This window comes from Serratia sp. CY81684 (genome assembly GCF_052166595.1).
Lineage (GTDB): Bacteria > Pseudomonadota > Gammaproteobacteria > Enterobacterales > Enterobacteriaceae > Serratia > Serratia nematodiphila.
The window spans coordinates 14352-27073 of sequence record NZ_JBJNOO010000011.1 but is presented as its reverse complement, the minus strand read 5'-3'; the positions used below and the strand labels follow the sequence as shown (position 1 = coordinate 27073).

The window sequence follows — 12722 nt, the reverse complement described above, 5'->3', positions numbered from 1 at the left end:
GGGTTCCTTACACCGGGGTGTTCATTAAGTCGTTTTCTTCGGCCTTTGCCGCTGCCCCTTGTCCCAGGGCTTCGGGAGAATCGGCCATCAGGCGATCAAGTCCCGTTTCAGTCCGGGCCTGAGCGCTTTCCGGCATACTGGCAAGAATGCGCTGGGCATTTTCTACCGTCATGCCTGGCGTGGCTGCCAAGGCACGCGCAGAGACTCCGCGGCCTTTGGCCTCATCACAATCTAAAATCCCCATGATGCGGGCATTTTCGGCCTGAATGGCATCATTAACGGCCGCTGTTACACTTCCTGCGGGCTGAGCCGCTGCCGTTTGTGCTGTGGCCACTTCCGATCCAGTTGGCGTATCCGCTACGGTTTGGGTTTGATTTACTGACATTTGGCCTCCTATAGACCGGGTTACTTTTGAGTTACTGATAGCCTCACGCATGACCGCTAACGCATCGGTGTTGATAACCAACTCATCGGATAGACCTGCGTCTATCGATTCCTGGCCGGTATACACGGCCGCTTCGGTATCGAGCACCGCCTGAACGGAAATACCGGTATAGCCCGATACTTTTTCCGCAAAGGATTGCCGGATCGCGTTCATTTTTGCCTGAAATGTTGCCCGGACCTCCTTTGGCAAGGCTTCCCAGGGATTCCCGTCCACCTTGTGAGCACCGGCAAAAATCAGGGTGATATCGACGCCGGCTTGCTCCAGATTGCCGGCGTAATTACTGTGGGCCATCAGTACCCCGATAGAGCCGGCTTTGGCCGTTTGCGTGACCAGGCGCCGAGAGCACGCGCTGGCCAGCAACTGACCGGCGCTGCAGTTCATATCGTTGGCCAATGACCAGATCGGCTTTTGACTACGCAGACGGGCGATAATATCGGCCGCATCAAATCCGCCGGCGACCATCCCTCCCGGGGTGTCCATATCGAGCAAAATCCCGTCAACGTCGGGATCGTTAATTGCCGCGGTTACCCTGGAAACAATCCCGTTGTAGCCGGTCATGCCAGAATACGGACGCAAAGCGGCGGACTTGCTGACCAACGTCCCCGATATCGGGACAATGGCGATCCGGTCCTGGATGTCATAGCCGTTATCCGAGACAGTCATTCGTCCGGGACCATAGGACGCGGCTAATTCGGTCATTTGCGGCGGTGATAAGACCGTGTTTGTTGTGCCATCTATCAGGCGCCCCACGCCCAGCTCGTTACCCAACGCGCAAAAGAAAACCCGCGCGTAGGCGGGTTCTAATAAAAGCGGCTCATTGAGTGCCATACTGGCGATATGGGGCAAGTTACGCGCTTGATCCACGCTGACCTCCCTCGTTTTGTGTAGAATTCTGCAGCTGAGCCTGGAAAGCTGCAGCCACCCACGCAGGCTGTGTTAAGCCGGCTGCCTTACGTTCTTCTGCCTCCCGAACCTGCTGCCGGAAAATTTCCTGATAGTCTTCGCCCAGCTTGCCGCATTCCTTTTCAAAGGTACTTAAGCCCGCCTCTATCAGCATGACGGACTCCTGCACCTCTTTCAGGCCATCAATGGCCATGCGGCCGGCGCCGATCCATTCTGAATTACTCCAGGCACATCGCGCCTCACTGAATGAGAAACGTGCGCGGGATGGCATTTTTACCACCCCACGGATCAATGCTTCTTCCAGCCAACAGGAAAACATCATGCTCGCCTGGCGTGACGCAATAAACTTGCGGCGACCAAGGAAGTAACGCCAGGATTCATTAGCCGATGCCCGGGCACTGGAGTAACTCACCTGCGAATAATCACGGGAAAGCTGCTCGTAGGACACCCCCAGGCCGGCAGCGATATATCTCAGCAGCGATTGTTCAAAGACTGAATAGCCGTTATCCGCGTTCTGCGCGGTTTTCAGTTCCAGTTTATCCCCTGGGAACAGGTGCGGGACTTTGGCGCCGCCAAACTTCACTTGCGCGGCCTGGTAATAAATCAGGTATTGCTCCAGGAATTTATTCATCGGGGGTTCCTGGCCTTTCACGTTCCCCGCCCCCAGGATGTAATCAAACGCTTTTTCTGTATCCAGCTCCGACTCAATGGTTGCGGCATACATCGCCTTAACAATCGCACTCTGCAGCTGCGTATTCTGCAGCGTATCGAGCATCTTCATTTGCTCCATCACGCTGTAGAACCGGTTAGCCCCACGTGTTTGGCCATCTTCCAACGGTTCAAAAATATGGATCATCGCTGGCCGACCATTCGCCAGCTCGCGGGGTACGTAGGAAAAGCGCCGGGCGCCCCAGCTCGGGTAACTGTCATCCACCACGTTGTAACCAATGGCGGCGCCATATTTGTCCAGCGAAACACCGGCGCGTTGCGTTTTACTGTCGAGTACTCCGGGCGCGTTTCGGATACGTTTGGGGCTGACCATTTTAAACTGGGTGCGAAACAGCCGATGCGGAGCACGATCCCAGCAAGGCTGGGTAAAGACTTCCCCGTTAAACGCGTGCATGGCCACGCCTTCACGGATCATCATCGTAAAGGTTCGTTTGCGCTCCACGTCCAGGCAACAATCGGGGTCCTCTGCGTACTCTCGCCAGGCCGCCTCTATCTCGTCAGAAAACGCTCGGGATTCTTCCTCAGCGATGCCGAGATATCGCCAGTTTGGCCGATAGCTAAGGCGAAAGAATGAGCCGACGATATGATCCTGGTGCAACTGCACGCCATTGGCTGCGTAGCCGTTATTTCGCACCAGGTCATCAGCCCGGGCGTTCCCCCGTTCAAATTGCGGCAGTAATGCGGCGTCTACGCTTTGTGAAGAGGGTTGCCAGCCGGCAATTTGGCCACCAAAGCCTACACCGCCACCGGTATAACCGGCGTATTCACGCAGCGGCGTCGCGCCATCCGGGCCAAGTAAAGTTTGATTTTTATTCATACCCCGAACCCCGCCGGACCTCGGCGCCGACTGGCTAACCCCAGTTGAACCTCTAAATCAGAGATATAGGCGCGCAGCTCGTTTAACGTGGCGGAGGTGAATGTCACGGCGCGCCCGTCTTTTTGAATCGATGCCACACGTTTACCCGTTAGCAGTTCGTGTAAGGCTTTTCGGGCTTCTTCCAATTGTGCCAGTGTCGCCACGTTATCCTCCCAATTGAGCCGCAATAGCGGCGAGGTCATTATTACTTCTGGCCTGCTGGCCGGACGGTGATTGTTGGCGGCTGGCCAGTAACACATCCAAATCCAGCTGCCAGCGCGAAACGCTGATACGCAAAGCCGCCAGGGCATAAACAAAACAGTCGAGGGCCTCGTTTCGGCGTTTTTTGGCGTCCCAGAGCAATTTAATTTTCCCTTTCTCATATTTTTCTATGAGTTCCTCTGCCGTCATCTGCTCGGCTTCGGCCAGGTCGAAAACCGCCGGATTATTCGGGTAGTGGATAAGCCCAGGAACGGGGGAGCCATCAGCGGAACGTTCTAGTTTGTAGCGGCTGTAAATGACTTCTTTGGCAACGTCTGTGCCGATTTCTGTCAGAAAAACGCCATGACTGTTTTTCTTTCGCGGCATGTTGGCCACAGGCTTCCCATAAACGCTGGCTCCCTTGATCGGTATTACCCGGAAGAGGCCCAGCTTTTTCGAACGGTTATAAACAATCGCCGGGTCGATACCGCCGGAGTCCCAGCAAACGCGGCCAATGGTCATGATCGTGCCGTCGGCTAACTGGTACTGTTTGTTGATGGCCTCATCAACACGCAGCAACGTTTCTTCTTCATCGTGCCGGCCCATGATAATCACGCGGTCGATCAGGAAGGCTTCTTCACCTGGCGCCCAGCCCCAAACACGCATTTCGTAACGGTCGAGCTGGGAGTCAATGCCGGCAGTGAGGTAAACCACACGATCGGGTACCTCTGCCCGGTAATGTTCTGCCAGTTCAACCAGGGTTTCAGGTAACGGTCGCTCCCCCACTTCCTCGGCCCAGGTTTCTCCTAGCGTCGTGTTGGTGAACGTTTTCAGCTTGCCCGTGTCGCCCTTCGTCTTTCTAAAGTCCTTAACGATTTGCGCCCAGGTAGTAAACGAGCTGTAAGCGGTCCAGATGTGAAAGGAGACTGATTCAGGGGGATCAACCTCCTGCCCCGTCGATTCGAACCAGCGGAGACCATCAGACGTGTAAAGGCCCGTGTTTTCACAGATATAACGCGCATCACTAAAATTAAGTTCCTGCTGACGTATCACGCAGGCGTTATGCTCACAGAGATAAAAAACCGTCTTCGGCTTCCCTGATTCCCACTTAAAACCGTATGGCGTTTCACGATCGCCGAACTTTAAAAACTGCTCCTCGCCGCAATGCGGGCATTTCACATGAAAACGCATCAAATGCCCGGATTCACTGGCGGCGCGTTCTATCTGGCATATGCCCCTGATTTTCGGTGTAGATCCGCGTATCGACTTTGGCCACACTGAGCCTTCTATGCGCTTATCACCCAGGAACGTCGGCGACCCCTCTTTCTCCACATCCTCATCAAAGGCGGCCAGTTCGTCATAGCCAACATAATCGACCGATTTTTCACGGTAGTTTTTTGCCGCTTTACCTCCCAGGCACCAGAAACCCCGACCGTTCGAAAAACGCTTCATCGAAAGCGTGTTATCGCGGTGTTTTTTTCCGTACCAGGGCGCCATTGCTAAGAGACTGGGAACGTCGCGGATCGTCGGTTCGACGTGCGACTTCATAAAATTTTCAGCGTCGCCATCCGTCGGCTGCCACAACAGCCCGTTTCGCTGTTTGTGCTGGATAAAATACGCCACGACGGCCAGCAACATTTTTGAATAGCCGACGCGCGCCGACTTAATCAGGTTTACCTCCCGGATGTCATCGCTCCCCATTGCGTTCATGATCGCAACCTGAAACGGCATCGTTTCCCAGCGCCCCTCTTGATAGGAGGATTCTTTGGGGAGGTAATAAAATTCGTTAGCCCATTCGACAGCCGTCATAGGAACGGGGCGGAATAGCGAACGCAGACCGGCGGCAACCCAATAACGCAGCCGATCAATCCGTTTGTTCGATATACTCATTCAGCAACCCCGGAAGAATTTCATCCAGCGCAGCCGCTTTATTCATGGCTTTCACCACATCCCGCTTTAAAAATTCGATATGCCGATTTTCCAGGTCAGGAAAGCGCCGCTGCATTGAGAGAGGAATGCCGTCAAGAATGCCGGCAATCTCCCCCGCAACCTTTGACAGGACAAACATGCAGAAGCCGGTTTCCACTACCTCGGCGGAGTCTTTGGCGTTCTTTAATTCCTGGCCATCGGCCTGAGCGCGGGTTAAACGGTAGCGCTCATAATCGATAGTGCCGGGCTGCAAGGCCTCTTCCCCGCTTTGCTGCAGGGCATCCAGCTCTTTACGCAATATCTCGTTTTCTAACGAGGCCTCGCGGTCGGCGTACCAGGTAATAACGTCCTTTGTCGAATAGGTGTTTTCCCCGCCTTTACCACCATTACCATCGCCGGCCACAACCGGCATCCCTTGCGATTGCCAAGTGGTGATAGTGCGTGTTGAAACTTCGAAGAGGTCCGCCAGTTGTGCCTTTGTTACATTCATAAATCCCCCCGAAACTCCTTTTTATTAACATTTTTTTAACCGGGAAGTGATTTCCCGAAAATCGAGAGGATCCCAGCCGGATCGCTTCCCGCTTTGGCTATAGGTGAATCAATTAAAAACAATGGGTTAGGTATTAAGTGAGAAGGAAGTAGGATCCGCGTCTAAAAAACTCATAAATAGCGACTTTTCGCGCGTCTACCGCCCCTCGGTGTTTTGAACTCCAGGAAGGACCCGCAGCATTTGAGAAGCATTATCATTTAACACCTAACCTCGATATTGACCTCATGAGTTCTCATTCAAAAGCCAATAAAAAACCCACCGAAAGGTGGGTTAGACTGACTAGTTGGAAGACATTGTTACCAACGGTGCAAAACTGATCCACCCCAGCGGTTGAAAATTGATCCAGGGGTTAATCTGCTCCTCTGAATACAGGGGAGCTTATGATCACTTTTGAGATTCGTATGGAAATTAAAGTCCTGCACAAGCGGGGAATGAGTATCCGGGCCATCGCCAGGGAACTGGGTATTTCGCGCAATACTGTCCGTAGCCACCTGAAAGCCAAATCTGAAAAGCCGCAGTATTCACCACGCCCGGCATCATCATCACTGCTCGATGAATACCGCGATTATATCTCTAAGCGGATCAGCGATGCGCATCCCTACAAAATCCCGGCGACTGTTATTGCCCGGGAAATCATGGAGCTGGGCTATCGTGGAGGGCTGACTATCCTGAGAGAGTTCATCCGCAAACAGACCCTGCCAGCACAGGCAGAACCGGTCGTTCGCTTCGAAACCGAGCCCGGGCGGCAGATGCAGGTTGACTGGGGGACCATGCGAAACGGCAAATCACCGCTTCATGTGTTCGTTGCCGTTCTGGGATACAGCAGGATGCTGTACATCGAGTTCACTGACAACATGCGCTACGACACCCTGGAAGCCTGTCACCGCAATGCGTTCAGCTTCTTCGGCGGTGTACCGCGGGAAGTTCTGTACGACAATATGAAAACGGTGGTGCTCCAGCGAGATGCTTACCAGACCGGACAGCATCGGTTCCATCCTTCCCTGTGGCAGTTCGGCAAAGAGATGGGCTTCTCTCCCCGGCTGTGTCGCCCCTTCAGGGCACAGACTAAAGGTAAGGTGGAGCGAATGGTGCAGTACACCCGCAACAGCTTCTACATCCCGTTAATGACGCGACTGCGCCCGATGGGGATCACAGTCGATGTTGAAACCGCAAATCGTTACGGCCTGCGCTGGCTGTACGATGTGGCCAATCAACGGAAACATGAAACTATCCGGACCCGCCCCTGTGATCGTTGGGTGGAGGAACAGCAATCCATGCTGGCACTGCCACCGGAGAAAAAACAGTATGACGTGCAGGTAGACGAAAGCCTGGTGACCTTCGACAGGCAACCGTTGCATCATCCGCTGTCCATCTATGACACGTTCTGCAGAGGAGCCGCATGATGGTCGAACTACAACATCAACGACTAATGGTGCTTGCCGAACAGCTCCAGTTGGACAGTCTTATCGGCGCGGCGCCGGCGCTGTCGCAACAGGCAGTGGAGCAGGAATGGAGCTACATGGACTTCCTGGAGCACCTGTTACATGAGGAAAAACTGGCCCGGCATCAGCGTAAACAGGCGATGTACACGCGGATGGCAGCCTTCCCGGCGGTGAAGACGTTCGAGGAATACGACTTCACCTTCGCCACCGGCGCACCTCAGAAGCAAATCCAGTCGCTGCGCTCCCTGAGCTTCATCGAACGTAACGAAAACATCGTGTTGCTGGGCCCCTCGGGCGTGGGAAAAACACATCTGGCGATAGCCATGGGCTACGAAGCAGTACGGGCGGGCATCAAGGTTCGCTTCACAACAGCAGCGGACCTGCTGTTACAGCTGTCGACTTCCCAGCGTCAGGGGCGTTACAAAACGACACTCAATCGCGGTGTCATGGCCCCAAAACTGCTCATCATCGACGAAATAGGCTATCTGCCGTTCAGTCAGGAGGAAGCCAAGCTGTTCTTCCAGGTCATAGCCAAACGTTACGAGAAGAGCGCGATGATCCTGACCTCTAACCTGCCGTTCGGGCAGTGGGACCAGACGTTCGCCGGTGATGCAGCCCTGACATCGGCGATGCTGGACCGGATCTTACATCACTCACACGTAGTCCAGATAAAAGGGGAGAGCTATCGGCTGAAGCAGAAACGAAAGGCCGGGGTTATAGCGGAAGCTAATCCTGAGTAAACAAGGTGGATCAATATTCGACCGTTGGTGGTGACGGTAAGTGGATCACTTTTTACCCGTTGTTGACAGACATTTTTTGTTGGAGTTTTTCCTCTGTCTTTATTCTTAGTTCTTTGGACTCCTTTATGACTTCATCAACAGTTTTTCCATCGAAAATAGTCATATACATCCTACTAGCAGCGGCCTTATCTCTACCGCCTGTTGCCACGTCGGCATAACGCTCAATCTCTACACCTGCACGCAACAACTCTTCTTTTTTATCTTTAGGCAAAGCATCAATGATCTTCTCGCCTGAATATGAGAAAGCCTCCTGACTCGATGCATCAAACCGGGGTGCTTGATCGCAACCACTCAACGCGAACATAAATACCATTGGTAACAAATAACGCTTCATTCGTCCTCCTGACGTGTTAGTTGTGGCTTAATGTTACCGGTATTCCACCCAAGCATATAGCCCTGCATATCATATGGCCTTGGTTGATTGCTTTACCGTCCGCACCGCGTCGGCTTCCTGTATTCCCTGCAGTTGCCTGTTCAGCTTGTCCACAGTGACCAGGAGCGGCTCAAGCCAGTAAACAGCCTGGCCGTAGGTCAATCGGCAGCCGGCGGCAGCGGTGGCGGTATCTGTTGCAGTAGCGCCGGCGGCAAGGCCTGGCACTGCGCCGGCACGTAAACGGTTCGCGTAGTTGAGCACCCGCTGAGCAACAACAGGATTAACACACTGCCGGCCAACCGGATCACGCTTAACAATCGTCCGGATTTCATTTTGCGCCTCTTCTGATTTCAGGCCGACGGCCATTTGATACCCAGCAACCGCGCCGGCTATTTGGTTCATTCGGTAAAACTGAAACCCCTGGGTAGCGATAGCCTCCCCCTGCAGGGAGTTATCGGCCTGCAGCTGGCGCGCCTGCCCCTCGGCCCGCTCTGCTCGTTCTGAGTAGTACGAGACGGACCACATCGAAACAGCCAGGGCAGCAACAAGCACGGCCAGCAGGCCCACCCGCCAATATTTAAGTAACGCGGCTATCACGCGGGGATCTCGACGTGGGGAGCGTCCAGGAACTTCGCCGGCTTATCTTCTGGATTATCCGTCCAGGTGATGCCAAATCGCAGCTTTAGGCCAAGCTCTTGGCCAGCCTGGCGCATGGCCACCAGCACCGGCAGCCAGCATTTATGATCATTCCAGTTAGCGCCAACGGGCAGCAGGTCTACCGCATTCCCGGAAATATGGCGGCTATTCATGGTTTTGCTCGCGCCGGCGGCTACCAATTGCTTTTGTCTTTCCTGGGTTCGGCGCCCCTCGATAACGGTAAAATCAACGGGCGACAACTCCAGGGCACGGCGAACAACAGCCACCAGCTCGGAATTGACGCCTTTTAAATTGCCTTCGCTGCGTTCGCTGAAACGATAATTAGCGGTCATTTTTCGGTTTATCCTTCTCTTCCATTGGTACATGCGTTTTCATGCTGGAAAAGGCGCGCAAGATTGCCAGGCAACGCTCTACACCTATCCCGCCGATCACAACGCCAATCAGCAAGGCGTTGTCCTGGCTCATTCCGAATAGCTCCAGCGAATTGATAACGCCCATCGAGATCAGCAGACAAATGGCGCCGGCATAAACGGCATCCATCCATGACTTGCCATCGCGCAGCGTCAGCAAGGTAGCCATGCCAAACGCCGCGAACGATCCATAAAGCACGGGTGCATTAGTTTTCATCCACAGCAAAGTCGCCTCCAGGAATCCCGGCGGCAGGTGTTGGTTATTCATTGCCCGGCTCCGGGTATCAGAAAGGAAAAAGTCCACGCATAAGCGCAGCCAGCAAAGAAAAAGCCCCAGCGGTTAGGCTAGGGCTTTTGGGTGAAGCGAGGTCATCTGTACCGAGAACGCAAATACATCACGTTATGAAAAAAGGTATAGCAAAGGCTCACATTCGTCAATTCATTTTGAAGTTTTATTGATTCATTTTGTGGTCATTTATTTTTCCCGGCATCTATCGAGCAGAAATTAAGCTGTCGATTTATGAAACCGAAAAGAATGTTGACGGCCTTCATGGAGCACCATACTTTAATAGCAGATTTACTAGTAAATTACATACCTACTTAAAAAAGAGATTGAATAAAATGGCAAAACCACCAAAGGTTATACCTCCTCTAGCTCCTTCCACCGCTCCAGTTATTGGTAATTTGGTACAGGATTTACAATTGACCGATTGGAAAGCATCCAGTAAATCGGGTCAAGTCACAGTATCCGGCATTAGTGGAAGAACCGGCCAACACGTCCGAGTTACCACCTATGAGGGGACGGGTTTCTCAGAACGAACTGTTTCAACTTGCGATCCAATGTCCTTGGCTCAGCGTCGGCAAGAAACGCAACGCCTGCGGAGCACGGGATTGAGCCAGCAACAAATTGCCGACCGCTTAGGCGTATCTCAGAAAACAGTTAGCAACGACTTGAATAAGAAATAATGATTTATTCCCCTACTGTGACGCGTCACATTTTTTAACCGTGACGCGTCACAGCCACCCATTTATTTTGCCGCACGTCCCAAGCGTGCAACGCCAGCCATTAGCATTTCTTGCAGTACATCCGTATCAACTACGTTTTGAACTAAATTACTCATGCTCTCCCTGCTGGACGGCGCCAACTGGATAACATCTTGCGGCAGGAAACTTACCTTAGCCTCTAAATGCTGATTAAATCCTATCTCAACCCTAAAACGCGTCAGGGCATCAGCCAGCAACCCATCAGCAAATTTATCAATATCAGCCCGGTTAAAGTCATCTACAGAAATTCCCGCCGCTGTCGCCTGGCGATACCAACGCTGGAACATATCGGCCGCATAATCACGCGCGCGCCGGCGATAGTCAGAATCCACCAGCAGCGGAGTGTCTAAATCACTACCGGCAGTTGTACCCGTGTTGGCCATCAACGCCCGAATAAAAGCCAGCGTGACCTCAGAACTCAAATCACCCTCGATACAGTTTGTAGTGTCTTGCCGCTGCGACAGCTCCAACAGGGTGATCCTCTTAATGGCGGCATCTAACGCATAGATAGTTATGCTGATTTCATTAGCGTCAGCCTTAGGCGATAAAAATCCACCAGATTTAACCATGCGCCAATAGTTGGCGATGTCCTTTAGGTCCCTAATCATTAAAGCGCCCCCGATGCTACAAGCCGTTGTAACTCCTCCTCGGCCTTCTCGCTCCATTTCTCACCGTGTTCCAGGTAATGCCCCAGCATGAAATAAATCACAGCAGCCTGTTCTGCCTCTGCCTTTCGCGGAATGTCATGGCCACCAGCTCGCAGCGCCTGCGCCAGGTGGCAGCATTGGAAATTAGGCCGGCCGAGGATGTTCGCTAATTCAGCAGTCAGCGGCGGGAGTTTGCCAAGTCCTGGCGCTGTGGCTTTCAAGTCTTCGATTTGGCGGCGTAACCCCTGCGCGCAGTCGTGCGAACCACTGAAACCACGCTGCCAGCTAAACCCGCAATCGCAGGTAAATGTGTTTCCATGTTCGGTTATATTCATTGCTTAACAGCTCCATTCTGATAGCCCTGGCGGCTGTAAAACACACCATTAACAACAACGTGATAGGCGCCGGCATTATCGTGTAAATACTTTCTCAGCGTTCCCCGGCTTATTTCCAGCGTTACGGCCAGCTGAGTCTGGTTAGTCGTCTTATCCGCAAGAATTCCCGGGATTGTTGAAACGCCGGCAGGCAAATGATCCGGTTGTCTATTGTCCATGAGGCCCCCCATCAGGCAAATAATCAGAATGTGCGCGCAGCCATTGCTGCAGTTGCATACGGTCTGCTTTCGATGCCTTACGCCAGTGCGGCGCCTGGTAAACGTCCGGGCCGGGTTTGCACCACTTTTCCCATATTTCCAAGCCTGGCTCATCGCTCCGGCCATAGACTTCACGCTGATATTTAGTGCCATCGGCAAGAATAATCATCCAACTGCGGCGCACATAAATATCGCCCTGTATCAGCCCACCGCCGCCAATAAGCTGTGCTCCTTCAAAATTGATTTGCTTGGCCATCAGTTCACATCCTCCACCTGGGCGCCCTTTGTTAAACGGGTCAGGTTGATGATTGCCGCGCGCAGCTCCTTAGCCTGGCGGAGTTCGCCCACCAGCCTATGAATTTCAGAGGTAATAAAGTCCACCGTGGGAATAGTCAGCGTTTGAGTGTTGGCCACTGCCGGCACGCTGCCCGCTGGCGCCTCTTTGAGGGAGGCTCCAGGATATAGCCGTGTATCAGCGATGGGAGGTAATGCGGGCTTATCTTCTGGCGCTGCAGGAGCTGCAGGCGGGGCCGTATCGCGCGGCTCTGCCAGTTTGTAGTAATTCACCTTATCCAGCGTCACAATCACGACACGCCCCGCTTTACGGTCATGTGAGAATGCCGGCCCAATCATCCCCGATTTGATGCCAAGCTCTTTGGCCAGCTCTGCAGCTGTCATTTTTCCGCGCTTTCTCAGCAGTTCGCGCAGCTGCGCAGACGTAACAGCAGGTTTTGCCGCTGCCTTTGTTGCCGGCGCAGGTTCGGGCTTAGGTGTCGGCTTAGGCGCCGGCGCTGCAGGCGGGGACATGGTTAATTTAACGGCGGCTTGCTCCGCTTCACTCAGGACGAAATAAAGCCCGCTATCAAAGCCAAAATGCCCGCGACGATAAGCGCCTGTTAGCAGCGCTCGCAGCGTGCTCTCTTGCTCGTCCAGGATGTGCGCCAGGGTTTCAAGGGAAGATGGCCCCTGGCTCTCTAAAAGACTGGTAACTTGTGACAGTGTGACGCTCATAGCTGGACCTCCCCAGGTGCGCAGCTGCTGCACAAATCGGCCTCAACCCAATGACAGCCACCAGCGCACGCACGGCTCCAGGAACATCCACACGCACGGCATTTTTGCGACTCGTCCGGCGTGATCCGAAACA

The 12722-nt window shown here is 53.5% G+C and carries 17 protein-coding genes; 3 read left to right on the top strand and 14 right to left on the bottom strand.

Annotation, left to right across the window (positions count from 1 at the left end; all coding sequences use genetic code 11):
• Positions 1 to 7: 7 nt before the first annotated feature.
• From ACJ8QF_RS24170 to ACJ8QF_RS24150, 5 genes are read right to left on the bottom strand one after another with little or no spacing between them, the layout of a single operon-like run.
• The gene (locus tag ACJ8QF_RS24170) at positions 8 to 1273 is read right to left on the bottom strand and encodes a S49 family peptidase (protein ID WP_442537966.1); all 1266 of its coding nucleotides are present in this window, start codon (positions 1271 to 1273) and stop codon (positions 8 to 10) included.
• A gap of 19 nt (positions 1274 to 1292) precedes the next feature.
• Positions 1293 to 2894 (bottom strand): phage portal protein, encoded by a 1602-nt coding sequence (locus tag ACJ8QF_RS24165; protein WP_442537948.1) that lies wholly within the window; start codon positions 2892 to 2894, stop codon positions 1293 to 1295.
• Positions 2891 to 3097: a phage head-tail joining protein gene (locus tag ACJ8QF_RS24160; protein WP_026142328.1), complete on the bottom strand. Its 207-nt coding sequence runs from the start codon at positions 3095 to 3097 to the stop codon at positions 2891 to 2893. Before ACJ8QF_RS24160 ends, ACJ8QF_RS24165 begins: the two co-directional genes overlap by 4 nt.
• A 1-nt stretch (position 3098) precedes the next feature.
• Positions 3099 to 5024, bottom strand: coding sequence for a phage terminase large subunit family protein (locus ACJ8QF_RS24155; RefSeq protein ID WP_442537947.1), 1926 nt, complete (start codon positions 5022 to 5024; stop codon positions 3099 to 3101).
• Positions 4999 to 5553: a terminase small subunit gene (locus tag ACJ8QF_RS24150; protein WP_442537946.1), complete on the bottom strand. Its 555-nt coding sequence runs from the start codon at positions 5551 to 5553 to the stop codon at positions 4999 to 5001. The genes ACJ8QF_RS24155 and ACJ8QF_RS24150 overlap by 26 nt, the downstream gene beginning before the upstream one ends.
• A 440-nt stretch (positions 5554 to 5993) precedes the next feature.
• Between ACJ8QF_RS24150 and istA the strand changes: the two genes are divergently transcribed.
• Both istA and istB read left to right on the top strand, forming a co-directional pair.
• A complete protein-coding gene (istA, locus tag ACJ8QF_RS24145) occupies positions 5994 to 7016 on the top strand; it encodes an IS21-like element ISSen3 family transposase (protein WP_442537945.1) in 1023 nt (340 codons plus the stop codon).
• Positions 7013 to 7795, top strand: a complete 783-nt coding sequence (gene istB, locus ACJ8QF_RS24140; RefSeq protein WP_032736786.1) for an IS21-like element ISSen3 family helper ATPase IstB — start codon at positions 7013 to 7015, stop codon at positions 7793 to 7795. Before istA ends, istB begins: the two co-directional genes overlap by 4 nt.
• A 52-nt stretch (positions 7796 to 7847) precedes the next feature.
• Here the strand turns inward: istB and ACJ8QF_RS24135 are convergent, their stop codons facing one another.
• The 4 genes from ACJ8QF_RS24135 to ACJ8QF_RS24120 all read right to left on the bottom strand — a co-directional run bounded on the left by ACJ8QF_RS24135 (position 7848) and on the right by ACJ8QF_RS24120 (position 9563).
• Positions 7848 to 8189 carry a DUF6694 family lipoprotein gene (locus ACJ8QF_RS24135; RefSeq protein WP_442537944.1) on the bottom strand — a complete coding sequence of 114 codons (342 nt, stop codon included), beginning with the start codon at positions 8187 to 8189 and terminating at the stop codon, positions 7848 to 7850.
• Positions 8190 to 8258: 69 nt separating this feature from the next.
• Positions 8259 to 8825: a hypothetical protein gene (locus ACJ8QF_RS24130; protein WP_442537943.1), complete on the bottom strand. Its 567-nt coding sequence runs from the start codon at positions 8823 to 8825 to the stop codon at positions 8259 to 8261.
• Positions 8822 to 9217: a M15 family metallopeptidase gene (locus ACJ8QF_RS24125; RefSeq protein ID WP_442537942.1), complete on the bottom strand. Its 396-nt coding sequence runs from the start codon at positions 9215 to 9217 to the stop codon at positions 8822 to 8824. The genes ACJ8QF_RS24130 and ACJ8QF_RS24125 overlap by 4 nt, the downstream gene beginning before the upstream one ends.
• Complete coding sequence (locus tag ACJ8QF_RS24120) at positions 9207 to 9563, bottom strand: phage holin family protein (RefSeq protein WP_154871516.1); 357 nt, start codon at positions 9561 to 9563, stop codon at positions 9207 to 9209. Before ACJ8QF_RS24120 ends, ACJ8QF_RS24125 begins: the two co-directional genes overlap by 11 nt.
• A 197-nt stretch (positions 9564 to 9760) precedes the next feature.
• Here ACJ8QF_RS24120 and ACJ8QF_RS24115 point away from each other — a divergent pair, with 197 nt between their 5' ends.
• Positions 9761 to 10261, top strand: a complete 501-nt coding sequence (locus ACJ8QF_RS24115; protein ID WP_442537941.1) for a hypothetical protein — start codon at positions 9761 to 9763, stop codon at positions 10259 to 10261.
• A 62-nt stretch (positions 10262 to 10323) separates the two neighbouring features.
• Here the strand turns inward: ACJ8QF_RS24115 and ACJ8QF_RS24110 are convergent, their stop codons facing one another.
• The 5 genes from ACJ8QF_RS24110 to ACJ8QF_RS24090 are packed head-to-tail and all read right to left on the bottom strand — an operon-like array spanning position 10324 to position 12589.
• Complete coding sequence (locus tag ACJ8QF_RS24110) at positions 10324 to 10947, bottom strand: hypothetical protein (RefSeq protein WP_442537940.1); 624 nt, start codon at positions 10945 to 10947, stop codon at positions 10324 to 10326.
• Positions 10947 to 11321, bottom strand: a complete 375-nt coding sequence (locus ACJ8QF_RS24105) for a hypothetical protein (protein WP_442537939.1) — start codon at positions 11319 to 11321, stop codon at positions 10947 to 10949. The genes ACJ8QF_RS24110 and ACJ8QF_RS24105 overlap by 1 nt, the downstream gene beginning before the upstream one ends.
• Positions 11318 to 11539 (bottom strand): protein ninH, encoded by a 222-nt coding sequence (locus ACJ8QF_RS24100; protein ID WP_442537938.1) that lies wholly within the window; start codon positions 11537 to 11539, stop codon positions 11318 to 11320. Before ACJ8QF_RS24100 ends, ACJ8QF_RS24105 begins: the two co-directional genes overlap by 4 nt.
• Complete coding sequence (locus ACJ8QF_RS24095; RefSeq protein WP_442537937.1) at positions 11529 to 11834, bottom strand: hypothetical protein; 306 nt, start codon at positions 11832 to 11834, stop codon at positions 11529 to 11531. The genes ACJ8QF_RS24100 and ACJ8QF_RS24095 overlap by 11 nt, the downstream gene beginning before the upstream one ends.
• Complete coding sequence (locus ACJ8QF_RS24090) at positions 11834 to 12589, bottom strand: hypothetical protein (RefSeq protein WP_442537936.1); 756 nt, start codon at positions 12587 to 12589, stop codon at positions 11834 to 11836. Before ACJ8QF_RS24090 ends, ACJ8QF_RS24095 begins: the two co-directional genes overlap by 1 nt.
• Positions 12590 to 12722 lie beyond the last annotated feature (133 nt).